The organism is Streptomyces sp. NPDC030814, assembly GCF_055572155.1.
Map to the genome: position 1 here is coordinate 15660 of NZ_JBVIDX010000017.1, position 18258 is coordinate 33917.

Here is an 18258-nt window from a genome sequence, read left to right on the forward strand (position 1 = left end):
CCTCAGCCCACCGCCACGACCACCCCGCCGCCGATCACCACGCATCCGGCGGCCAGCGCCCCCCATGTGATGATCGCCGCGCAGGGCTGCACCGGCGGGCGCCACCGACGAACTCGACGGGGCGAGTGCGCCGCTGCTGTTCCACCGGGGCCGCTTCGGCGGCTTCACGACCGGCTGAACCCTGCCGGCCTCAGCCCACCGCCACGACCACCCCGCCGCCGATCACCACGCATCCGGCGGCCAGCGCCCCCCATGTGATGATCGCCGCGCAGGGCTGCACCGGCCGGCCCGCGCGGGCGCGTACGACGGTGACGTGCACCGCCAGGGCCGGAGGCAGGACAACGGCGTAGAGCGCGAGGCCGGCGAGGTGCCAGTCCGGCACGGCCAGGGCCGGGAGCACCCACAGGGTGCAGGCGGGCGGGACCCACCACCAGGGGGTCCGGCCGGTCAGCTCCCGCGCGGTCCAGTGGGCGAGGCGTACGGCCGGGACGACGTACGCCGCCGTCAGCACACCACCCGCGAAGAGGACCAGCACGAGCATCAGCGGCACGACCGCCAGGGCCGCGAACGGCTCCCTGCCGCCGGGCCCCGCCTGGGCGCCGAGCGCGACCACGAACAGCGCCGCGCACGACAGCGCGCCCTCGACGCCGAGCACGGCCATGGACACCGCCGCCGGTTCGGCGCTCCCGCGGGTCACACCCTCGCCCGTCGCCTCCGGCTTCGCCATGGACATCACCAGCACCCCTCCCCGCCTAAAGGGAGTGTGCCCGGCACGAAACGGTTGCGCCCGCCCCACCGGGAACCGCCTTGCGTCGGCCCCGCCCCGGCACCGCCGTACATCAGGCCCCGGCCACCGCCACGCCGCCGCCCGCGGTCGTGGTCGGCCGCCGGCGCCGGATGACCAGCGCCATCAGCGCCGCCACCGCGCACAGCGCCCCGGAGGCGTACCAGACGACGTCGTACTCGCCGAAGGTGTCGCGGGCGAGGCCGCCGAGGAAGGCGACGAGGGCGGCGCCGACCTGGTGGGAGGCGAGGACCCAGCCGAAGACGATGGCGCTGTCGTCGCCGTAGTGCTCACGGCACAGGGCCATGGTGGGCGGGACGGTGGCGACCCAGTCGAGACCGTAGAAGACGATGAAGAAGATCATCGGGAGGTGCACGGAGGGGGCCAGCAGATGCGGCAGGAAGAGGAGGGAGAGACCGCGGAACGCGTAGTACACGGCCAGCAGCCGCCGCGGCTCGTAGCGGTCCGTGAACCAGCCCGAGGCGATCGTGCCGACGACGTCGAAGACGCCGATGACGGCCAGCAGGGAGGCCGCCGCGGTGATGGGCATGTCGTGGTCGTGGGCGGCCGGCACGAAGTGGGTCTGGATGAGGCCGTTCGTGGAGGCGCCGCAGATCGCGAAGGTGCCGGCAAGGAGCCAGAACGGCCCGGTCCGCACCGCCGAGAGGAGGACCCTGATCGCCCTGCTCGCCGCCCCCGGCACGGGCATCGGCTTGGGCACGAACTCCGTGGCCCCGTACGGCTTCAGCCCCACGTCCGCCGGGTGGTCCCGCAGCAGCAGCCAGACGAAGGGGACGACGGCCAGGGCGGCGAGGGCCACGGTGACGGCGGCGGGCCGCCAGTCGTGCTCCGAGACGATCCAGGACAGCAGCGGCAGGAAGATCAGCTGCCCGGAGGCCGAGGCGGCGGTCAGGATGCCCGACACCAGGCCGCGCCGCTCGGTGAACCAGCGGTTGGTGACCGTCGCCGCGAACGCCAGCGCCATCGAGCCGGAGCCGAGCCCCACGAGCAGGCCCCAGCAGAGCATCAACTGCCAGGCCGAGGTCATCCACACCGTCGAACCGGCGCCGACCGCGATCACCGTGAGGGCCACCGCGACCACCCGGCGGATGCCGAAGCGGTCCATCAGCGCGGCGGCGAACGGCGCCGTCAGCCCGTACAGCGCCAGGTTGACCGACACCGCCGACGCGATGGTGCCGTGGGACCAGTGGAACTCGTCGTGCAGCGGGTCGATCAGCAGACCCGGCAGGGAACGGAAGGCCGCCGCTCCGATGATCGTCACGAAGGTGACGGCCGCGACGAACCAGGCGCGGTGCACACGGGAGGTTTTGGCCGGGCGGGACTGGTGGGGCTGCTGATCGGTCGCGATACGGGCCAGCGCGGGTACGTCGTCGGCTCTCTGCGTCATGCCGCCAAGCTTCGGACCTGCGATCTTCCAGTACGAGTGGCCCGAAGGACAGCATTCGCTAGGATCGGGCCATGACCGCTGAGCCGCGTACGACGCCCACCGGGCCGCGCCCGGAACCCGCCGGGCCGCGCACGAAGGCCACCGGGTCCGGTGCCCGCCACCGTGTCGTCGTCCTCGCCCTGGACGGTCTGCTGCCGTTCGAGCTGGGGATCCCGCAGCGCATCTTCGGCAAGGCGCGGGGCGCGGACGGCCGTCGGCTCTACGACATCGTCACCTGCTCGATCCGGCCGCCCGGCCCGGTGGAGACGGACGCCGACTTCGACGTCCTCATCCCGAACGGACCCGAGGCCCTGGCGACCGCGGACACCGTCGTGGTGCCCGCCTCGCACGAGCTGGGCCCGGTCCACGAGGACGGCGTCCTCACCCCGGAACTGGCCGCCGCCCTCGCCCACATCCGCCCCGGCACCCGGCTCGTCTCCATCTGCACCGGCGGCTACATCCTGGCCGCCGCCGGCCTCCTCGACGGCCGCCCGGCCACCACGCACTGGTACCACGCCGAGCACTTCCAGCGGCTGTTCCCCAAGGTGAAGGTGGACGCCGACGTGCTGTTCGTGGACGACGGCGACATCCTCACCTCGGCGGGCGTCGCGGCCGGCATCGACCTGTGCCTGCACCTCGTCCGGCGCGACCACGGCACCGCCGTCGCCAACGACGTGGCCCGCCGTACCGTCGTGCCGCCGCACCGGGACGGCGGGCAGGCGCAGTACATCCAGCGGCCCGTGCCGGAGCCGCAGGCCACCGGGACGACCGCCGCCCGCGCCTGGGCCCTCGCCCGGCTCCACGAACCGATCCAGCTGCGCGACATGGCCCGGCAGGAGTCCATGTCGGTGCGCACGTTCACGCGGCGCTTCCGCGAGGAGGTCGGTGTCAGCCCCGGCCAGTGGCTCACCCGACAGCGCGTCGAACGGGCCCGCCACCTCCTGGAGTCCACCGACCTCTCCATCGACCAGGTCGCCCACGACGCGGGTTTCGGCACGGCCCAGTCGATGCGCCAGCACCTGCAAGGAGCCCTGGGCGTGACCCCGACCGCCTACCGCCGCACCTTCCGCTCGGGCGGAGCGACGCCCACGGCCCCGCAACAGCCCTGGCCATAGGGCCGGCGCTCGACCGCCCTCACCCGACCCCGTCGAGCAGCAGTTTCGCCGCCACCGTCGTCCCGTCGGTGCGGACCGCGCCGGCGACCGCCCTCGCCCGCTCCCCCGTCTCCGGGGCGAGTGCCACCTCCAGCGCGGCCGTCAGGGACGCGTGGGTCGGGGTGGGACCGTCGTGGGCCGCCCCGACCCCGAGGGCGGCCACCCGGCCCGCCCAGTACGGCTGGTCCGCCAGCTGCGGTACGACGACCTGGGGCGCACCGTACCGGGCGGCCGTGGTCGTGGTGCCGGCGCCACCGTGGTGCACGACGGCGGCCACCCGCCCGAACAGCGCCTGGTGGTTGACCTCGCCGACGGCCAGGCAGTCGTCCCGCTCGTCGCTCAGGGCCAGATCGGCCCAGCCGCGCCCCACGAGCACCCGGCGGCCCTGCGCCCGCACCGCGTCGACGGCGACCTGGGCGACGTCCGCCGAGGCATGCATGGGCATGCTGCCGAAGCCCACGTAGACCGGGGCTTCACCGGCGTCCAGGAACGCCGACAGCTCGTCCGGCAGGGGTCGTTCGTCGGGCAGGAACCACGCGCCGGTCTGGACGACGTCGAAGTCCGGCATCCCCAGCGGCGGATCAAGGACCGGGTCCGTCGCCAGCCAGGTCCGGTCGCCGACGACGTAGTCGCGGACGCCGTCCACCGGGGGCAGTCCGGCCGCCGCCCGACTGGTGTTGAGCGCCTCCCCGAACAACGCGTCGGTGGCCTGGGCGTCGAGATCCCACAGCGCCCGGTTGTCGGTCACGTCCGGCGGCAGCGGACGGCCGGGGTACGCCAGCGGCGGGCGCTCCGGCGACGGCAGGGTGAGCTGCTGGAAGGTCACGGACACCGAGGGGATGCCGAGCTTCTCGGCCACCGAGCGCGCACCGGCCGCGGCCGAAATCATGCCGGTCGCCACCAGCACGTCCCAGCCCTCGGCCGCCTCGGTCATCACCTCGAACTGACTGGCGATCACCTGTGCGGCGCGCTCGGGAAGGGACGATGCGGGCGGTGCCGCCTTCGTCAGCGCCCTCGCCGACGGCCCGTACGGCACCATCTCCACGCCGATCCCGGCGAGCAGCTTCCCGAACTCCTCGTCCGCCGGGCCGCACACCCGCACCTCGGCACCCAGCTCCCGTAACCGCGCCGCGAGTCCCGCCATCGGCTGGATGTCCCCGCGCGACCCGTAGGTCGACAGCACAACGCGCACCTCACCACTCCCGATCTCCCGCTGAATCACGCTCAGGCCGGTGATTCTGCGGTACGACCGGGCCCTTGCCGCAAGGCCCCCCGTGCGCTATAAGTTGAGAGTGGCAAGGAGTCGGTGACCTCCTTGCCCTTTTGTTTGCGCCACGGAGCTCGCCGCACGCCCTCTCCCCTCCCCGGCGCTCAGAACGTGAGCACCGCCCGCGTGACCCTCCCCTCCGCCGCGTCCTCGGCCGCCTTCGCGAAGTCCTCCACCGGGTAGGTGGCGGTCACCAACTCGTCGAGCAGCAGCCGCCCTTCGCGGTACAGCTCGGCATAGAGCGCGATGTCCCGCTGAGGGCGGGACGACCCGTAACGGCAGCCGAGGATCGCCTTGTCCAGGTAGAGGGAGGAGACCCGGAAGGACGCCTCGGCCGTGGCCGCCGGCACGCCCAGCAGCACCGCCTGTCCCCGCCGGTCCAGCAGGTCGATCGCCTGGCGGATGAGTTCGACGCGGCCGACGCACTCGAAGGCGTGGTCGACGCCGGTCGGTACGACCTCCCGTACGCCCTCCGTGGAGGTGAGGAAGTGGGTGGCGCCGAACTGCCTGGCCACCGCCTCCTTCTCGGGATTGGCGTCCACGGCGACGATCCGCACCGCGCCCGCGATGCGCGCCCCCTGGATGACGTTCAGACCGATGCCCCCGGCCCCGATGACGAGCACGCTCTCACCCCGGTCGACGTGTGCCCGGTTGAGGACCGCGCCGACCCCGGTCAGTACACCGCACCCGATCAACGCGGCGGACGGCAGGGGAATGTCCTGCGGAATCCGCACGGCCTGCACGGCCCTGACCACGGTCCGCTCCGCGAAGGCGGAGTTGGCGGCGAACTGGAACACCGGCTCCTCGCCCCGCGTGAACGGCCGCTCGGGCCGCCCGATCGCGCGACGGCACATCGTGGGCCGGCCCCGGTCACAGTCGGCGCAGGTCCCGCAGTTGGCGAGGGTGGACAGCGCCACGTGGTCGCCGGGACGGACATGGGTGACGCCCGCCCCCACCGCGTCGACGACGCCCGCGCCCTCGTGCCCGAGCACCACCGGCGCCGGGAACGGGATCGTCCCGTCCACCACCGACAGATCGCTGTGACAGAGTCCGGCCGCCGCCACCGCCACCCGGACCTCGCCGGGCCCCGGCTCCCGGACGTCGAGATCGTCGACGACCTCGACCCGTTTCCCGTCGAACACCACGCCTCTCACGCCGGCACCCCCCGCCCGTCCGTCGACAGGCCGACCACCCGCAAGATCCTCAAGACCCTCAACCCCTCGGTTCCCTCGGCAGACCGAGCACCCGCTCGGCGATGATCGTGCGCTGCACCTCGTCCGAACCGCCGTAGATGGTGTCGGCCCGGCTGAACAGGAACAGGTGCTGGAACGGATCGAGTTCGTACGGCGTCCGCGGCGACCACTCGGCGGGCCCCACCGCCGCCCGCGCGCCCCGCACCTCCATCGCCAGTTCCCCGAGCCGTTGATGCCACCGCCCCCACAGCAGCTTGGCCACGCTCGGCGCGCCCGGTTCCTCCGAACCGCCCAGCGTCCGCAGGGCGTTCCACCGCATCACCCGCAGCTCGGCCCACTGCCGTACGAGCCGCTCGCGGACTGCGGGGTCGTCGGCGGCGCCGCTCTCCACGGCGGCCCGTACGACGTCATGCAGCTCCTTGGCGAACCCGATCTGCTGGGCGAGCGTCGACACGCCGCGCTCGAAGCCGAGGAGGCCCATGGCGACCCGCCAGCCGTCGCCCTCGCCGCCCACGACGTGTTCGGCGCGCGCCCCGTCGAAGAACACCTCGTTGAAGTCGCTCGTGCCGGTCATCTGCCGGATCGGCCGCACCTCGATGCGGCCCGGCTGGGCCATGGGAACGAGCAGGAACGACAGCCCGTGGTGCCGCTGTGACCCCGGTTCGGTGCGCGCCAGCACGAAGCACCAGTCCGCCTCGTGAGCGAGGGAGGTCCAGATCTTCTGCCCGGTGACGGTGTAGGTCCCGTCCGGGGCGCGCTCGGCCCTGGTGCGCACGCCCGCGAGGTCCGATCCGGCGCCCGGCTCGCTGTAGCCCTGGCACCACAGCTCCTCGCCGCGGGCGATCGGCGGCAGGAACCGCTCCTTCTGCTCCCGCGAGCCGAAGGCGATCAGGGTGGGGGCGAGCAGTTTCTCCCCGATGTGCCCCGACCTGGGCGGCACTCCGGCGCGCGCGTACTCCTCGGCCCACACGACCTGCTGCACGAGCGTGGCCGTCCGGTTGCCGTACCCGCCCTCCGCCCACCCGAGCCCGATCCACCCGTCCGCCCCGAGCGTCCGCTCCCAGGCCCGCCGGTCCCCGGCGCGATGGGCGTGCGCCGACAGCCAGCCCCGCACCTCGGCCCGGAACGCCTCACTCTCCACCCCGAATCCGAACTCCACCCGCCTGCACCGCCTTCGGTCGACCCCATCCAGAGCGACTTGATCCACCAGGCGCGCCCTCTCAAGGGGCGCGGAGAACCGCGCGACCAGCCACGAACCACCCGCACGAACCGGCCAACGCACATCCCCACACGCCCAGGGGCGCGGGAACTGCCTCGACCAGCCACGAACCACGCGCACGCACAACCCAAGGACACGCCCCCACCCTCTGGGGCGCGGGGAACTGCGCGACCAGCCACACTCCACCCGCAGCCGCCCGACAACCCCGGCCCCGAGCTATGAGGCGCCCTGATTCGGCCGATCCCCCGCGGCAGCGGCCCGCGCCATCTCCTCCACCCGCGCCAGCATCGGCATCGGATCCACCCCCACCACCCCGGGCAACACCTCGGCGATCCGCTCCGGCGTCCAACCCCCCTCCGCCCAGGCCGAACGCAGTTCCCGCGGCTGGGCCCACACCGCGATCCTCGGCCCCGCCACCGTGTACACCTGCCCGGTGATCCCCTCCGCCCGAGCCCGCTCGGACAGCAGGTACACCACGAACGCCGCCACATCCTCCGGCTCGCCGATCTCGGTCAACTCCACCGGCACTCCGGCGGACATCCGCGTCCGCGCGACCGGCGCGACCGCGTTCGCGGTCACCCCGTACCGGTGCAGCCCGAGCGCCGCACTCCGCACCAGCGAGATGATCCCGCCCTTGGCCGCGCTGTAGTTGGCCTGCGAGACCGACCCCTGGTGGTTGCCGCTGGTGAAGCCGATCAACGTCCCGCCCCGCTGCTTCCGCATCACCGCCGACGCCGCGCGGAACACCGTGAACGTGCCCTTCAGATGCGTGGCGACCACCGGGTCCCACTCCTCCTCGGACATGTTGAACAGCATCCGTTCCCGCAGGATCCCGGCGACGCACACCACCCCGTCGATCCGCCCGTACGCGGCGACCGCCGCGTCCACCACCCGCTGCCCGCCAGCCATCGTGGAGATGTCGTCGGCGACGGCGACGGCCTCGCCCCCGGCCGCCTCGATCTCCTTGACGACGGTCTCGGCGACGGAGCTGGTCGGTTCGGAGCCGTCGACGGACACGCCGTAGTCGTTGACGACGACCCGCGCGCCCTCCGCCGCCGCCGCGAGGGCGACCGCGCGGCCGATCCCCCGCCCCGCGCCCGTGACGGCGACGACCTTGCCTGCCAAGAAGTTTCCCACCCCGGCCCCTTCCCCTCATCGCGGTTTCTGACGGACCGTTAGATTTGCTCGCACGCCGATTCTACGGCCCGTCAGATACTTCGACACAAGCCCCGGGGAGGGCCGATGTCACTGCCCACGGAGTTCCACGACATCGCCAAGCGCGTCAACAACTGGGGCCGCTGGGGGGCGGACGACGAGATCGGCACGCTCAACCTGATCACCGACGAGGTGGTCCGCGAGGCCGCCGGTTCCGTACGTTCCGGACGCCGCGTCCCGCTCGCGCTGCCCCTGCAGCAGGACGGGGTGCAGACGGGGATGATCCCCGGCCGGGTCAATCCACTGCACGTCATGGTGCAGATCAACCAGGAGATCTTCGGGCCGGGCACGGTCGCGTGCAGCGACGACGCCGTGACGATGGGCCTTCAGGCGGGCACCCACTGGGACGCCCTCCCCCATGTCTCCCACTCGGGCCGTGTCTACAACGGCCGCCCGGCGGCCACGGTCACCCCCCACGCCGGGGCCGCGTTCGCAGGCATCGACAAGGTCCGCCACGTCGTCTCGCGCGGCGTGCTCCTCGACGTCCCGCGCGCCCTGGGCCTCGGCGACGGCCGCCTGCCCGGCGACCACGCGGTCACCCCCGAAGACCTGGACGCGGCCGAGGAGGCGGCGGGTGTGCGGGTCCGGGCCGGCGACATCGTCCTCGTCCGCACCGGGCAGGTCCAGGCGTACCTCGCGGGCGACAAGCACGGGTACGCGTTCCCGTCACCGGGGCTGTCGATCCGCACCCCTGAGTGGTTCCACGCGCGTGACGTCGCCGCCGTCGCCAACGACACCATGACCTTCGAGATCTTCCCGCCGGAGATCGAGGACCTGTGGCTCCCGGTGCATGCGCTGCACCTGGTCGAGATGGGGATGCCGCAGGGCCAGAACTGGAACCTGGAGGAGTTGTCCACAGCCTGTGGACAAACGAGGCGGTACGACTTCCTGCTGTCGGCGATGCCGGAGCCGTTCGTCGGCGCCACGGGTACACCGGTGGCCCCGGTGGCGGTGTTGTGAGAGCCCCACCCCACCCTTTGCCGGATCGGCTGGCGGCGCGCCGCTGCCCGCCCCGAGCTCGGCACCGCGCGCCACCATCCGCCTCGGCGTACCCGCCCCACTGCCCGGGCCCAGTGGGGAGCCGACGCCGAAACACGACCCACTCTCGTCGAGGGCTTCCGTCACCGAAGCCCTCGTCGTCCCCTCGCGGCGAATCGATGACCACAAGCGTGATCAAACGGACAGGGCCCGTCAACACCCGTTCGGGGATTTGCCGCTCAGGCCCCGGGTGCCGACGCCGCGTACGGGAGCACCACCGGCGCACTCGACCGCCACCTGAGCAGAACGGGCCGGTGCCGTGCTTCGGCGCGCAGGCGCGTGCGACGTGAGCGCGAGCCGGGCGCCCGACCTTCTCAGCGGTACGGCCGCGTGGCTGCCGCAGCCGAGTCGCAGCCGTCGCGCAGTCTCCCGCGCCCTTCCGTACCCGTCCCGAGGCCCCACCGGCCAACCCATACGGGCGGCCGCTAGACCACCCCGTACGCCAACCCGCCGCGCGCCACCGCCGCCACGCCTGTGACCGCGCGCGCCGACGGGCACACGGCGGGGGTCGCGACGCCACCCGCGCCCGTGCTTGCGGGCGGGCCGGGGATGACGCGGTCCAGTTCGCACCAGATGCGTTTGCCGATGCCCTCGTGACTCCAGCCCCATCGGTCGGCGAGCCCCTCGACGAGCGCGAGGCCGCGTCCGCCCGTCTCGTCGCCGTCGGCACAGCGGGGTGCCGGCGGACACGCGCTGGCGTCGGCGACCTCCAGGCGGACCGTGCCGGCCGAGCCGTCCCGGAGCCCGGACAGCAGCAGACGCAGGACGGCCGGCCGCCCGGTGTGGACGACCGCGTTGGTGACCAGCTCGGAGACGAGCAGGATCAGCGTCTCGCCCAGCGGCTCGTCATCCCTTATCCCGGACCCGGCGAGCCGTGAACGGGCCCATCTCCGGGCGCGACCCACTTCTGCGGGGTCGGGCCGGATCTCCAGCTGCACTTGAAGCACCTGCACCGCTCACACCATCCGAACCGGCGGACACATCGCCGCACGCCCCTCAGGGGCCACGATCGTGGTCATCTTCTGCACGGCCGACTCCCCTGTCGTCGGCACCGGAATCACGGAACGTGATCCCCTTACAGGACAGCATGGTTGACGTACAGTCACCCCAACAAGCGCTTCGGGCATATTCCAGCGCGAAGGAGTACGCCTGGGGCATACTGTGCGACGCTCATCGCGGAGAGTCGAACAGACCGGAGCGACACACCTCCGGCCCACTTCACGGGCGGCGGACATCGCCGGATCCGGGGCCGCCACAAGGGCAACACCGGGCTGGCTGGGCCTCGGAACCACTCGCATCCCCCAGAAGGTACCGGAGTACGACTCCGACTCCAGGCCGTGACAAGTCACACGTAGGACACAACCCGGTATCAACGCTCGGTAATTCCGGTATGCCACGTTCCGCGACATTCACACATGATGCCGCCACAGACTTCACGGCCGCCCTGGTCAGCGTGCTCAACCCGCCTCGACCAACAGTTCGCCGGCCAGCACTTCCTCACTCTGCGTCATCAACCCGCCACGTTCCGCCCGGACCCATGCCCGCTTCAGACACAGGTGTACGTCGGCCTCCCAGGTGAACCCCATGCCGCCATGGACCTGGAGGCAGTCGCGGGCTCCGCGCACCGCCGCCTCGTCGGCCAGCAGCCGGGCCGCCGCGATGTCGGCCGGGTCGGCGGTGACGGCCGCCGCATAGACCGCCGCCCTGGCCATTTCCACCCGGACCAGCAGTTCGGCGCAGAGATGCTTGACCGCCTGGAACGCCCCGATCGGCCGCCCGAACTGCTGCCGGGTCCGGGCGTGTTGCACGGCCGCCTCGCATGTCCGCACCGCCGTGCCGAGCTGCTCGGCGGCGGTGAGCAGCACGAAGAGGTCGTCCGGCCGGCGGGAGTCCACCGGTACCCGGTGCAGCGGCGTCAACGGGTCGACCGAACGCACCGCGACCGCACCGGCCGTGTCCCCCGTCACCACGTCGGCCGCGTCCAGCCACTCCACCAGACCGCCGCCCCCGACCGTCGTCACCACGGTCTCTCCGGTCGCGGCCCCCGGTACCCCGCCCGCCGCCAGATGCGTGGCCACCAGCGGCCCGGGCAGCAGCGCGCGCCCCGCCTCCTCGAACACCAACACGGCCTCGGGCAGCCCGAGCCCCACCCCGCCCTCCGCCTCCGGCAGCCGCAGCGAGAAGAACCCGGCCGCCCCCAGCTCCCGCCACAGCCCCCGGTCGAGCCGCGGCTCGTCGACGGCCTCCCGCAGCACGCCGGGCCCGAACCGCCGAGCGAGCAGTCCCCGGACCCCGTTCTTCACATGCCGCTGATCATCACTGAGTTGAAACCGCATCCCAGGAGCTCCTCGTCACAGCCCGACAGACACCCCACGCCCTGGGCGCCCCACAACCACCCGCCCTCACCCCTTCGGCAGCCCCAGAATCCGCTCCCCCACGATGTTCCGCTGGATCTCCGACGTCCCCGCCGCGATCGTGTACGACAGCGAACTGAGCCGATCGAGAACCCACGGCCGCCCGAGATCGAGCCCCTCCGGCCCCAGCACCTCCGCCGCCGCGTCGTACAGCTCCTGACGGGCACGCGAGTACCTCAGCTTGAAAACCGATCCCCCCACCCCCGGCACCCCGCCGGAGGACTCCGCCTCGCTGACGTTCCACTGGGTGAGCCGCCACAGCGTCCGGAACTCGGCGTTCAGCCGCCCCAGCCGCCGCCGGACCCCGGGGTCGTCCCAGCGCCCGTTCGCCCGCGCCTCCCGCGCGACCTCCCCCAGCACCCGTCGGCAGGCGACCACTTCGCCCACGAAGGCGGTGCCCCGCTCGAACGACAGGGTCACCATGGTCACGCGCCAGCCGTCGTTCTCCTCGCCGACCCGGTTGGCCACGGGGACGCGCACCTCGTCGAGGAAGACCTCGGCGAACTCGGTGGAGCCGGCGAGCGTGCGCAGCGGCCGTACGGTCACGCCGGGCGCGTCCATGGGCAGGGCCAGCCATGAGATGCCCCGGTGCTTGGGGGCCGAGGGATCGGTCCGCACCAGCAGCTCGCACCAGTCGGCGACTTCCGCGTGGGAGGTCCAGATCTTGGAGCCGCTGACCACGTAGTCGTCGCCGTCGCGGTACGCGCGGGTGCGCAGCGCCGCGAGGTCGGATCCGGCGTCCGGTTCGCTGAAGCCCTGGCACCAGACCTCCTCGCCACGCAGCACGGGCGGCAGCCAGCGCGCCCGCTGCTCGGCCGTGCCCTCGGCGGCGATGGTGGGCCCGGCGTGCAGCAGCCCGACGAAGTTGGCGCCGACGTAGGGGGCGCCGGCCTTCTCGGTCTCCTCCAGGAAGATCAGCCGTAGGGTCGGGGAGGCGTCCCAGTGGACGTCGGCGTACCCGGCGTCGTACAGCGTCCGCTGCCAGCCGAGGTCGTACGCGCGCCGCGCGGGCCAGTCGTCGGGGGACGGCTTCGGCGGCAGGGAGGGCAGGACCTTCGCCAGCCACTCCCGCAGCCGTGCCCGGAATTCCTCCTCCTGCGGGCTGTACGAGAGATCCATGACCGGGGGCCGCCCGTCACCTGTCGAAGTCGAGGTCGAGCATGCGGATCGCGTTGCCGCGCATGAGTTTGTAGACCGTCTCGTCGTCGAGGCCCTTCACATGGTCGAGGGCGACCTCCTTGGTGTGCGGGAAGGTCGAGTCGACGTGCGGGTAGTCGGTCTCGAACGTCGCGTTGTCGCGCCCGACCACGTCCAGCGACGCGACCCCGTGCTTGTCACGGAAGAAGCAGCAGAACATCTGCCGGTAGTAATAGGTCGACGGCGGCTCGGGGATCAGATCGCGGACGCCGCCCCAGGCGCGGTGCTCCTCCCAGACGTCGTCCGCCCGTTCGAGCGCGTACGGGATCCAGCCCATCTGCCCTTCGCTGTACGCGAGTTTCAACCGCGGAAACCTCACCAGGACCCCGCTGAAGAGGAAGTCCATCATCGAGGCCATCGCGTTGTTGAAGGACAGCGAGGCCTGTACGGCGGGCGGGGCGTCGGGGGAGGCGGCCGGCATCTGGGAGCTGGACCCGATGTGCATGTTGATCACCGTGCCGGTGTCCTGGCAGACCGCGAAGAACGGGTCCCAGTGGCCGGAGTGGATGGAGGGCAGCCCCAGGTAGGTGGGGATCTCGGAGAAGGTGACCGCCCGGACCCCCCGGGCGGCGTTGCGGCGGATCTCGGCGACGGCCAGGTCGATGTCCCACAGCGGGATCAGGCACAGCGGGATCAGCCGGCCGCCGCTGTCGCCGCACCACTCCTCGACCATCCAGTCGTTGTAGGCGCGCACACAGGCCAGGGCGACCTCCTTGTCGTGCGCCTCGGCGAAGGTCTGCCCGCAGAAACGGGGGAAGGAGGGGAAGCAGAGGGAGGCCTCGACGTGGTTGAGGTCCATGTCGGCCAGCCGCGCCTTGGGGTCCCAGCAGCCGCGCCGCATCTCCTCGCGGGTGATGCCCTCCAGGGTCATCTCGTCGCGGTCGAAGCCGACGGCCGCGATGTTGCGCTTGTACGGGAACTTCAGGTCCTCGTAGATCCACCAGTCGGTCGGCTGGCCCTCGGGGTCCATCGTGATCTGGTATTTCCCGGCGACATAGGCGAGCTCGCCGATACCGGCGGTCAGCGGCTGGGGACCGCGCTCCCGGTACTTCTGCGGCAGCCAGGTCTCGAAGAGATGTGCGGGCTCGATCACATGGTCGTCGACGCTGATGATGCGGGGCAGTTCGGTCATGGATCCCCCACTCAGTTATCTGATGGACCGTCAGATCCTTGTCGAGCAGGTTAGTGGCACACCCCTGGACCGACAAGGCGCCTCGGCCTACGCTCTGCCCACCATCTGACAGCTCGTCAGCTCTTCGGACGAGTCCTCCGGACAGGGGGCCGCTGTGAACGAAACCGCCCACGCACTCGGCACGTCCCGCACCCTCTGGGAACTCCTCGACCGCCGTGCCGTGCTCACCCCCGACCGGCCGGTCCTCCTCCAGGACGACCGCACCCTGAGCTTCGGCGAGCTGCGCTCCCGCGCCGAGCGGGTGGCGGCGGGCCTGTCCGACCTGGGCGTACGCCCCGGCACGGTCGTCGCCTGGCAGCTGCCCACCCGGATCGAGACGGTCCTGCTCTCCTTCGCCCTGGCCCGTCTGGGCGCCGTACAGTCCCCGGTCATCCCCTTCTACCGCGACCGCGAGGTCGGCTTCGCCCTCCGGGAGTCGAAGGCGGAGTTCTTCGCGGTACCCGGCGAGTGGCGCGGGTTCGACCACACCGGCATGGCCCGGCGGCTGGACGCCCGGGGGATCTTCGAGGCGTACGACGGCCTCCCGGACGGTGATCCGGCCGCCCTGCCCGCACCGCCGGCCGACGGCACCTCGGTGCGCTGGATCTACTGGACCTCCGGCACCACCTCCGACCCCAAGGGCGTCCTCCACACGGACCGTTCCCTCATCGCGGGCGGCTCCTGCCTGGCCCACGCGCTGCGCCTCACCCGGGACGACGTGGGCTCGATCGCCTTCCCGTACGCGCACATAGGCGGCCTGGACTACCTGGTGATGCTCCTGCTGTACGGCTTCCCGGCCGTGCTGTTCGAGCACTTCGCGCTGCCGGGCGCGCTGGAGGGCTACCGCAAGCACGGAGTGACGGTCGCGGGCGGGTCGACGGCGTTCTACTCGATGTTCCTCGCCGAGCAGCGCCGGCAGCCGGGCGTCCCGGTCATCCCCTCGCTGCGGCTGCTCGCGGGCGGCGGGGCACCGAAGCCGCCGGAGCTGTACCACGCCGTGGTACGGGAGATGGGCGTGCAGCTCACCCACGGGTACGGCATGACCGAGGTCCCGATGATCACGATGGGGGCGCCGGACGACTCGGCGGAGAACCTGGCGACCACGGAGGGGCGGCCGCCGGAGGGGATGGAGATACGGATCGTCGACGGGGAGGTGCGCCTGCGGGGGGAGGCCGTCTGCCAGGGCTATCTGGACCCTGAGCAGTCGGCGGCGGCGTTCGACGCGGACGGGTTCTTCGTCACGGGCGACCTCGGCCGGCTGACGGACAGCGGGCATCTGGTGCTGACCGGGCGGCTGAAGGACGTCATCATCCGCAAGGGCGAGAACATCTCCGCGAAGGAGATCGAGGACCTGCTGCACCGGCACCCGGCCGTGCGGGACGTGGCGGTGATCGGGCTGCCGGACGCCGAGCGCGGGGAACGGGTCTGCGCGGTCGTGGAACAGCCGCCGGACACCGAGCCGCTGACCCTGGCGGCGGTGACGTCACACCTGCGTGCGGAAGGGCTCTCCGTCCACAAACTGCCGGAGCAGGTGGAGGTCGTGGACGCCCTTCCCCGCAACGAGACCCTGCGGAAGGTGCTCAAGTACAAGCTCCGCGAGCGTTTTGCGTGAACCGGCCGGAAGGGGTCACGAACCGAACGGGACCCCCTTCGGTGATCACTCGGGCACGGTGAAGTAGCGGGCGAACGCGGTCACCACCTCCACCTCGTCCACCTTTCCGTCGGCGTTGGTGTCGAGGGCGGCGGCCGAGGCGGTGGCGAGGTGCTCGGGGACGCCGAGGGCCTTGAGGATGCGGGCGGTCTCGTCGACCGTGGCCGAGCCGTCCCCGTCGGCGTCCGCGACGGCGAGGGCCGCGTGCAGGAACGGCCGGGCGATCTCGGTGAACCGCTCGGGGTTGTCACGCAGCCGCTTGACCGCGCCGTTCACGAACTCGTCCCGGGTGATGCGCTGGTCGCCGTCCCGGTCCGCGATCCCGGCCATGCCCTGCCAGAAGGCCTCCGCACCGCCGTACAGGGACTGGCCCTTGTCCGAACGGGCGGGGGTGCCGAACTCGTTGAGAACCGCCTTGGCCGCCGCGCTGAAGTCCTCGCGGTCGATCCAGCCGTTGCCGTCCTGGTCGAAGGTGGCGAACCGGGCGGCGATCCGGCGCTCGTACTCGCTGCTGACCATGTTCTTTCGGGCCCGCCTTACGTCGAGTGGAATGCTTGTCCGTGCCTGTCGGTGTTCCTCGGACGGAGCGTACGACGTCTTCGGGCGGGGCGGAGCGCGAAAGCGACGCTTGTACCAAGACTGCGGGAATTCCGGGACAACAGTGTGGCTCCCGGCGCGGTCAGGCCGAGAGGGCGTCGGTCTCGCCCTCGGGCTCCGGCGCCACCGCCGAGATGACGTCCGGGTGGACGTCGAAGAGACGGCGGACGCCGAGGGCGGCCATGACCCGGTTGACGTGCGCGCCGTCCGTCGGGCCGCCGGCCCTGCCGTCAGGCGGCAGGATCAGCCGCAGCCGTCCTTGGCAGGAGCGCATGAGGCGGCGGGTGGCGATGAGGACGCCCACACCGCTGGAGTCGCAGAAGACGACGCCGGAGAGGTCGAGGACGATGCTGCGGCGGCCGTCGGCCACCGCCTCGTGCACCCGCTGACGGAGCACCGGTGAGGTCACCAGATCCATCTCTCCCGACACCCGCAGCACGGCCCAGTCACCCTGCTCGCCGTCGGTCACCTTGAACTCCACCGCGATGCCTCTCAGTCGCCGAACCGGAAGCGAATACACCGCTTCCTGCTGCGCGGCTGCCCCGCCGTCGTTCCATGAAACACCCGTACTCCGCCGGGAGCGCGTGGTAAGCGAGCCATTTCACGGGCCTTTTCGGTGAGATTTGCATCGAGTACGGTCACTAGTGATCGAGAACCGATCAACAAGCGATTGAGATCAATACAAGTGCGGTCCGGAGTGGCCAGTTTCGCGCTGCAGGAACGTCGCACCGGACCTCGGAGGACGGGCGGACGCCCATGTGGGCGGCCTGAACAGCGCATCGGAGGAGGTCCCTACCACCTTCGGCCTCGCGAGGGGCGCACATTGCCATAAAGGGGCGTGCGCGGTCAGCGGTGCCGACTACATTCGAGAACGCGGTGCACAGAGGCTGGACACGGCGCGGAGCGACGGCCCGGCCACGGGCCGGACGGAACGGCCCGCGAACAGGAACGGCGCAGACAGAAGCAGGGTGAGGGGGCCGCATGGCGACGCAGGACGCACCGCCCCGCTGGGACCTCAGGATGCGACAGCGGCTGACGCGCGGCGAGGCGGCCGCGCTCGGTGAGCTGTACGACCGGTTCGCGTCGCTCGTGCACGGCCTCGCCCACCGCGTCCTCGGTGACGAGCGGGCCGCCGACGGCATCACCCGCGAGGTGTTCGTCCAGATCTGGGAGGACCCCGAGGCGTACGACCCCAAGCAGGGCCCCCTGCGCTCCTGGGTCGCCGCGCTCACCCACCGGCTGGCCGTGCAGCGGCTGCGCGCCACCGAGACGGCCGCGCTCGCCCGGGGCGGCGACGGAGGCGCCGAGGAGCTGGAGCGCAAGGTCCACCAGGCGTCGGTCGCAGCCCGCGCGGACTACATAGTGCAGGCCATGCCCACGCCGCTGCGGGCCGCCCTCGAACTGGCGTACTTCCAGCGCCGCGACTACCGGCGGACCGCCGCCGACCTGGGCGTCACCGAGGACGAGGCCCGCCGCCGCCTCCGCCTCGGCCTCCAGCTCCTCGCCACCGCCCACGACACCCGGCCCTCCGGCACCCCGCCCGAACCCGGGGGTACGGCGTGACCAACGGAACGACCCCCTCCGGCGCCTACGGGGAAGAGCCGGAGGACACGGAGAACGCGGTGGCGGGGCAGAGCGAGCAGGAGGCGAACGGAGACGGGCGGGAGCGGCCGGAACAGCCGGAGGGCGCCGAGGATACGTCGGCGGACGCCGGGACAGCCGCGGGTAGCGAGCAGGAGGCGAACGGAGACGGGCGGGAGCGGCCGGAACAGCCGGAGGGCGCCGAGGAGACGTCGGCGGATGCCGGGACAGCCGCCGGTACCGGTGGCGCGGAGACCGGTGGCTCGGAGACCGGTGGCGCGGAGACCGGTGGCGCGGAGACCGGTGACACCGGCGGTCCGGACGGCGACG

16 protein-coding genes are annotated in these 18258 nt (G+C 72.2%); 4 read left to right on the top strand and 12 right to left on the bottom strand.

From position 1 onward, the window contains the following. Positions 1-190 precede the first annotated feature (190 nt). A complete protein-coding gene (locus tag ACZ43N_RS29420; RefSeq protein WP_468101796.1) occupies positions 191-733 on the bottom strand; it encodes a hypothetical protein in 543 nt (180 codons plus the stop codon). A gap of 106 nt (positions 734-839) precedes the next feature. Then, positions 840-2192 (bottom strand): MFS transporter, encoded by a 1353-nt coding sequence (locus ACZ43N_RS29425; RefSeq protein WP_468101798.1) that lies wholly within the window; start codon positions 2190-2192, stop codon positions 840-842. A gap of 71 nt (positions 2193-2263) precedes the next feature. On the opposite strand from ACZ43N_RS29425, the gene ACZ43N_RS29430 reads away from it, so the two are divergent. Further along, positions 2264-3346, top strand: coding sequence for a GlxA family transcriptional regulator (locus ACZ43N_RS29430; protein ID WP_468101799.1), 1083 nt, complete (start codon positions 2264-2266; stop codon positions 3344-3346). Positions 3347-3365: 19 nt separating this feature from the next. On the opposite strand, the gene ACZ43N_RS29435 is transcribed toward ACZ43N_RS29430, so the two are convergent. The 4 genes from ACZ43N_RS29435 to ACZ43N_RS29450 form a co-directional block, all read right to left on the bottom strand. After that, positions 3366-4577 carry a glycosyltransferase gene (locus ACZ43N_RS29435; RefSeq protein WP_468101801.1) on the bottom strand — a complete coding sequence of 404 codons (1212 nt, stop codon included), beginning with the start codon at positions 4575-4577 and terminating at the stop codon, positions 3366-3368. 179 nt (positions 4578-4756) lie between these two features. Further along, a complete protein-coding gene (locus tag ACZ43N_RS29440; RefSeq protein WP_468101803.1) occupies positions 4757-5806 on the bottom strand; it encodes a Zn-dependent alcohol dehydrogenase in 1050 nt (349 codons plus the stop codon). Between the two features lie 58 nt (positions 5807-5864). Continuing rightward, positions 5865-7004, bottom strand: coding sequence for an acyl-CoA dehydrogenase family protein (locus ACZ43N_RS29445; RefSeq protein WP_468101804.1), 1140 nt, complete (start codon positions 7002-7004; stop codon positions 5865-5867). Positions 7005-7280: 276 nt separating this feature from the next. Further along, positions 7281-8201 carry an SDR family NAD(P)-dependent oxidoreductase gene (locus ACZ43N_RS29450; protein ID WP_468101806.1) on the bottom strand — a complete coding sequence of 307 codons (921 nt, stop codon included), beginning with the start codon at positions 8199-8201 and terminating at the stop codon, positions 7281-7283. A gap of 105 nt (positions 8202-8306) precedes the next feature. On the opposite strand from ACZ43N_RS29450, the gene ACZ43N_RS29455 reads away from it, so the two are divergent. After that, a complete protein-coding gene (locus tag ACZ43N_RS29455; protein ID WP_468101808.1) occupies positions 8307-9239 on the top strand; it encodes a cyclase family protein in 933 nt (310 codons plus the stop codon). A 503-nt stretch (positions 9240-9742) separates the two neighbouring features. Here the strand turns inward: ACZ43N_RS29455 and ACZ43N_RS29460 are convergent. The 4 genes from ACZ43N_RS29460 to ACZ43N_RS29475 all read right to left on the bottom strand — a co-directional run bounded on the left by ACZ43N_RS29460 (position 9743) and on the right by ACZ43N_RS29475 (position 14060). Beyond that, on the bottom strand, positions 9743-10270 hold the full coding sequence (locus ACZ43N_RS29460; RefSeq protein WP_468101810.1) for an ATP-binding protein: 528 nt from the start codon (positions 10268-10270) through the stop codon (positions 9743-9745). Positions 10271-10774: 504 nt separating this feature from the next. Then, positions 10775-11653: an acyl-CoA dehydrogenase family protein gene (locus tag ACZ43N_RS29465; protein ID WP_468101811.1), complete on the bottom strand. Its 879-nt coding sequence runs from the start codon at positions 11651-11653 to the stop codon at positions 10775-10777. A gap of 66 nt (positions 11654-11719) precedes the next feature. After that, positions 11720-12850, bottom strand: coding sequence for an acyl-CoA dehydrogenase family protein (locus ACZ43N_RS29470; protein WP_468101813.1), 1131 nt, complete (start codon positions 12848-12850; stop codon positions 11720-11722). Between the two features lie 16 nt (positions 12851-12866). Further along, a complete protein-coding gene (locus ACZ43N_RS29475) occupies positions 12867-14060 on the bottom strand; it encodes an amidohydrolase family protein (protein WP_468101815.1) in 1194 nt (397 codons plus the stop codon). A 154-nt stretch (positions 14061-14214) separates the two neighbouring features. Between ACZ43N_RS29475 and ACZ43N_RS29480 the strand changes: the two genes are divergently transcribed. Continuing rightward, a complete protein-coding gene (locus ACZ43N_RS29480) occupies positions 14215-15711 on the top strand; it encodes a class I adenylate-forming enzyme family protein (protein ID WP_468101816.1) in 1497 nt (498 codons plus the stop codon). Between the two features lie 45 nt (positions 15712-15756). Here ACZ43N_RS29480 and ACZ43N_RS29485 read toward each other — a convergent pair whose 3' ends face one another. Both ACZ43N_RS29485 and ACZ43N_RS29490 read right to left on the bottom strand, forming a co-directional pair. Further along, positions 15757-16269, bottom strand: coding sequence for an EF-hand domain-containing protein (locus ACZ43N_RS29485; RefSeq protein ID WP_468101817.1), 513 nt, complete (start codon positions 16267-16269; stop codon positions 15757-15759). Positions 16270-16429: 160 nt separating this feature from the next. Beyond that, positions 16430-16834 (bottom strand): STAS domain-containing protein, encoded by a 405-nt coding sequence (locus ACZ43N_RS29490; RefSeq protein WP_468102062.1) that lies wholly within the window; start codon positions 16832-16834, stop codon positions 16430-16432. Between the two features lie 494 nt (positions 16835-17328). Between ACZ43N_RS29490 and ACZ43N_RS29495 the strand changes: the two genes are divergently transcribed. Further along, complete coding sequence (locus tag ACZ43N_RS29495; RefSeq protein WP_468101818.1) at positions 17329-17910, top strand: sigma factor; 582 nt, start codon at positions 17329-17331, stop codon at positions 17908-17910. Positions 17911-18258 lie beyond the last annotated feature (348 nt).